Source organism: Salmonella sp. SAL04162 (genome assembly GCF_046551535.1).
GTDB classification, from domain to species: domain Bacteria; phylum Pseudomonadota; class Gammaproteobacteria; order Enterobacterales; family Enterobacteriaceae; genus Salmonella; species Salmonella enterica.
Map to the genome: position 1 here is coordinate 1 of NZ_JBGDVX010000033.1, position 4,347 is coordinate 4,347.

At 47.2% G+C, this 4,347-nt stretch carries 4 protein-coding genes; 3 read left to right on the forward strand and 1 reads right to left on the reverse strand.

The genetic code is table 11. The annotated features are described in order from the left end of the window. Positions 1-839: 839 nt before the first annotated feature. Entirely contained in the window at positions 840-1,484 is a 645-nt protein-coding gene (locus ACLJRH_RS26060; protein ID WP_012634451.1) for a quinolone resistance pentapeptide repeat protein QnrD1, read from the forward strand. 621 nt (positions 1,485-2,105) lie between these two features. Here the strand turns inward: ACLJRH_RS26060 and ACLJRH_RS26065 are convergent. Next, entirely contained in the window at positions 2,106-2,492 is a 387-nt protein-coding gene (locus ACLJRH_RS26065) for a hypothetical protein (RefSeq protein WP_058671329.1), read from the reverse strand. A gap of 167 nt (positions 2,493-2,659) precedes the next feature. Here ACLJRH_RS26065 and ACLJRH_RS26070 point away from each other — a divergent pair, with 167 nt between their 5' ends. Both ACLJRH_RS26070 and ACLJRH_RS26075 read left to right on the forward strand, forming a co-directional pair. Continuing rightward, positions 2,660-3,595 (forward strand): MobA/MobL family protein, encoded by a 936-nt coding sequence (locus ACLJRH_RS26070; protein WP_072206570.1) that lies wholly within the window; start codon positions 2,660-2,662, stop codon positions 3,593-3,595. Positions 3,596-3,597: 2 nt separating this feature from the next. Further along, complete coding sequence (locus ACLJRH_RS26075; RefSeq protein ID WP_012634455.1) at positions 3,598-4,128, forward strand: hypothetical protein; 531 nt, start codon at positions 3,598-3,600, stop codon at positions 4,126-4,128. Positions 4,129-4,347: the final 219 nt, after the last annotated feature.

Genomic DNA, 4,347 nt, shown 5'->3' on the forward strand with positions numbered 1-4,347 from the left:
TATGCATGGGGCTGAAAATCACGGTATGCGATTCTGAGCGGTTTTCGGTGAGAAGACGGGGGTTTTTATGGCTCAGGACGTAAAACCGCCCTGAGCGCGTTTCAGCGGTGCGCGTAATGACGCGTTATGGTAAATCGGTGCCACAGGCGTAAGTATCTGCTAAGGATCTTTTTGTTGATTCTTTTTTAAGAGCATAATGAGATTATATAAATTGATTTTGGGGTCCGCTTGGAAAAGGGAAAATAACCTACGCTAAGACTACTTTTTAACCAATCGGCTATTGGATATCACTCGGTTCGCGGGGCTACAGCGTTTCTGTGTCCGAAACCGAACGATTACGTACAGCATGTAGACAACATGTCCGAAAGTAAGCAAAACCATTAACGGACAGCCGGATCATTTCGTACATCCCTTACGGTCAGGGGTTCGCGCTCAATGGAACGAAATCACCCGTTAGCTTAAAACGCTTAACGTAGGATAATTTCCTTTTTCCAAGCGGACCCGTACTCGGTTGGTCAAATCGCTTCTTGCCACAAAACAAGTTTGTGTCTTTCAGCGATTTCGCATCGTTTTACTTGTCAGTTTGAATGATGTTAAAAACGCACTCAGAAGCTCGCAAAACCGTTCTAAACTTTCAGCGTAGATTTGGGTGTTTTATAGGGTGATAGTGTCTTAAAATCGTTTTGAGGGGCTTTAGTGGGGATGAACGGGCGGTTTTCGCTAACTAACTCGCCCGTTTAACATAAAAGGGATTGTATGAATCAATTTTAGCTAGAGTTTAAGGTTGTTCAAATTAATGTACAATGATTGCACTGTATAAATAACCAGGTGTAGCATGTATGGAAAAGCACTTTATCAATGAAAAGTTTTCACGAGATCAATTTACGGGGAATAGAGTTAAAAATATTGCCTTTTCAAATTGTGATTTTTCAGGGGTTGATTTAACTGATACTGAATTTGTTGATTGTAGTTTTTACGACAGGAATAGCTTGGAAGGGTGTGATTTTAATAGAGCCAAACTAAAAAACGCTAGCTTTAAAAGCTGCGATTTATCAATGAGTAATTTTAAAAACATTAGCGCCTTAGGTCTTGAAATTAGTGAGTGTTTAGCTCAAGGAGCTGATTTTCGAGGGGCTAATTTTATGAATATGATAACTACAAGGTCATGGTTTTGTAGTGCTTATATAACCAAGACAAATCTTAGTTACGCTAATTTTTCTAGAGTCATATTAGAAAAGTGCGAACTGTGGGAAAATCGCTGGAATGGCACTGTGATAACTGGCGCCGTGTTTCGTGGCTCCGATCTTTCTTGTGGGGAGTTTTCATCGTTTGATTGGTCTTTGGCTGATTTTACTGGTTGTGATTTAACGGGTGGGGCGCTTGGCGAGCTTGATGCAAGGCGAATTAATTTAGATGGAGTGAAGTTGGATGGAGAGCAGGCGCTTCAGCTTGTTGAGAGTTTAGGTGTTATTGTTCACCGATAAAATCTAGGTAAAAAACGCCTAATGCCCCAATGTGGTACTAATCAAAACGGAGCGAAGCGACATCTTCATCTTGTCTTTGCTTTTCTCCATGATCAGTTATTGGGTCATGGTCTCTTAGCTCGTTAATCTGGCTAAGTTTGGTTAGGTTGGGCTTCTTTCGACACTTCGCAATCCAAGAAATCCCTAGTCCGTTGATTGGTGCTCTTATCAGGTACGCACTGTAATCTTTCGATACCGCAGCGTGATTCGGAGGCAGAGCCGGAATTTCGTTTTCCGGTACGTTTTACTACCACAATTTGCCTGTTTATCCTTTCGGAGACCGGGCTAAGTCCGAGTCAATCAAGTGGTGCATTTGAGTTAATGTCGTTGAATGGTTTTAAGGAAGTAGTGACAAGCTAGCTTCCCATTGCTAAGATTGGATTGTCTAGGTCTGATCTTAGCAACGAATGCACCGAATCAGATTAGCAGAGCCGGAGTGATGTCACAATCATTTCGGCTCTGCGCTTTCTGAACTTAAGCAAAAAATCCCCTCGTATTTCAATCTGCAACGCTCGCCGCAAGATGCAAACTGGTTTTGCATCGAGGAAGCGTCATATCACTGAATCCTTGCAGAATGCACGGTCACACCGATGTTTCCAGATCACAGCGTACCCGTTTCAGCGCGGTCAGTAATTTTTCAGAGTCAAAATTCAACTCACCCGTTTTTGTATCAACCAGTCCCGCGTCAATCATCAGTCCGGCAGCCAAGAACAGTTTGTGATTACGTTCCCTGCGGTTTTTCTGACCTGAAATCCGTGCCTGAACCGCCTTTTTCTGCGCGGCATCCTGTTCCTGCAACTCGTTTTTTTCAGCGGTTGCCAGAACGTGGAGCAGTCGCCTGTCAGTCTCACTGAGCGAAGCCTCATCATCCAGCAGGTCGATAATCTGCCGTTGCCGTGTTGTTTTCTCCCCCAGTTTTCTGATGAAGCCTATGCGCTTTTTAAGCCATTCGACGTTACTGATCCGCATCGTTTAACTTCCCCATCCCGATATTTCCGATGGTGAAAGTATATAACTTGCGGTCAGAAGTCGCATGACTTATCTTTACTCATAATTCTTCAAATTAGAGTAAAGCGCACTTATATGTTTCTCCCTGCGGGCAGAAACACGTGCGTAAAACCAAGGGCAAAAACATCATGGCAACCTATCATCTCAGCGTGAAATTTGGCGGCAAGGGTAAAGCCCTTGCTCATGCCAATTACATCACGCGGGAAGATAAGTTCAGTCAGCGAAAAGATCTCGAACACACCGAGCACGGCAATATGCCGGAATGGGCGAAAGATGACCCCGCCCATTTCTGGCAGGCTGCGGATGCGTTCGAACGTGCCAACGGTTCAACGTACCGGGAAATCGAGATAGCACTACCCCGTGAACTGAACGAAGCGCAGCGGCTGGAGCTTGTCAGGGATTTTGTGAAGCAGGAAACGGGCGGTCAACATACGTATTCGTTTGCGATTCACAATCCGCAAGCCAGCATTGACGGCGGCGAACAGCCGCACGCCCATATCATGATGAGCCAGCGTGTTGATGACGGTATTAAGCGCAGCCCAGAGCAGTATTTCAGGCGCTATAACGCCAAATTTCCGGCGCGTGGCGGCGCGCGCAAGGACTCAGGGCATAATTTAACCCCTACAGAACAAAAACAGGCACTGAAAGCCCTGCGGGAGCGCTGGGAGCGTACGCACAACGCGCATATGAAACGATATGGCTTTGAGCAGGGTTTTATTGATAGCCGGTCACTGAAAGCACAGGGTATAGACCGGAAACCGGAACAGCATCTCGGTTTTGAAGCAGCCGGACGACTGGACGACAGCCAGAGGCAGGATATTAAAGACAGCCGGACGTTTTCAGTCGTGGATGTGCCTGAACAGGCGAAGCATATCGACCACAGCGACCGTAGCTGGATGAATGCCAGCGGTATCGAGGTAAACCGGAAGGAACTGGTCAGATCTCTGACGCATGATATCTCGCAGCAGTACGGGCGGGAGATGGCTGCACGGGTCACAAAACAGGGAAATGTTGAAATAGAGCGCGTGAAATCCCTGTCACGCGGATTTTCCATAAGCAGGTAACTATGGCGAGCACCGAAGAAAAACTTCTCACACTCCTGCTGTCGGCGGAGCATCTGAAAGAGGCCGCAAAAGAGCAGCAGAAAGCCGTGGCGGATTCGCTGGCGGTGGCAAGGGAAACCCTGAAAGGCTACCGGGAAATATCAGACAGTGTGGCACAGCAGGTACGGGATGAAGTCCGGCAGGAAGTGCAGAAAATGGATGTTGCGGGGCTGATTGGCGAGCGTATCAGCGCTGATTTTCAGCGTCTGGAAAAATCCGTCGGGAACATGAAAATCAATGCGGACGCGCTGGACAAGGAAATTTCCATTATCCGCAGCAATATCATCGCGGAGTACAACACGCTGCGGGGTTACAGCTGGAAGTGGTTTGCAGGGGTTGCGGTTGCCTTTGTCGTACTGATATTTGCCACAAGCTGGTTTGTGAAAACGGAACTACAGGACAATTACAACGCGTCTGCTGCCGTCTATCAGAAAGTGGCAGACCTTGAAAAGCTGCTGACAACGGAACAGAAACCGGAAAAGAAAAAGAACTGACGCGCTGCGCTTGTCCAACGCCTCACGTTCGCACAATAAATTGCGCACCCGTTCACCGTTTTCAGCCGGGTTTGGGGCGTCTTTTGAGACTTCCGGCCTGAATTCAGGCCGGAAGTTCTCGCCAGTCAGTCAGGTGCATGGTTATGCATGGGGCTGAAAATCACGGTATGCGATTCTGAGCGGTTTTCGGTGAGAAGACGGGGGTTTTTATGGCTCAGG

Bases quoted from the DNA above. Each gene is read 5' to 3' on its own strand.
- ACLJRH_RS26060 (WP_012634451.1), top strand. From the start codon at position 840: ATGGAAAAGCACTTTATCAATGAAAAGTTTTCACGAGATCAATTTACG.
- ACLJRH_RS26065 (WP_058671329.1), bottom strand. From the start codon at position 2,492: ATGCGGATCAGTAACGTCGAATGGCTTAAAAAGCGCATAGGCTTCATC.
- ACLJRH_RS26070 (WP_072206570.1), top strand. From the start codon at position 2,660: ATGGCAACCTATCATCTCAGCGTGAAATTTGGCGGCAAGGGTAAAGCC.
- ACLJRH_RS26075 (WP_012634455.1), top strand. From the start codon at position 3,598: ATGGCGAGCACCGAAGAAAAACTTCTCACACTCCTGCTGTCGGCGGAG.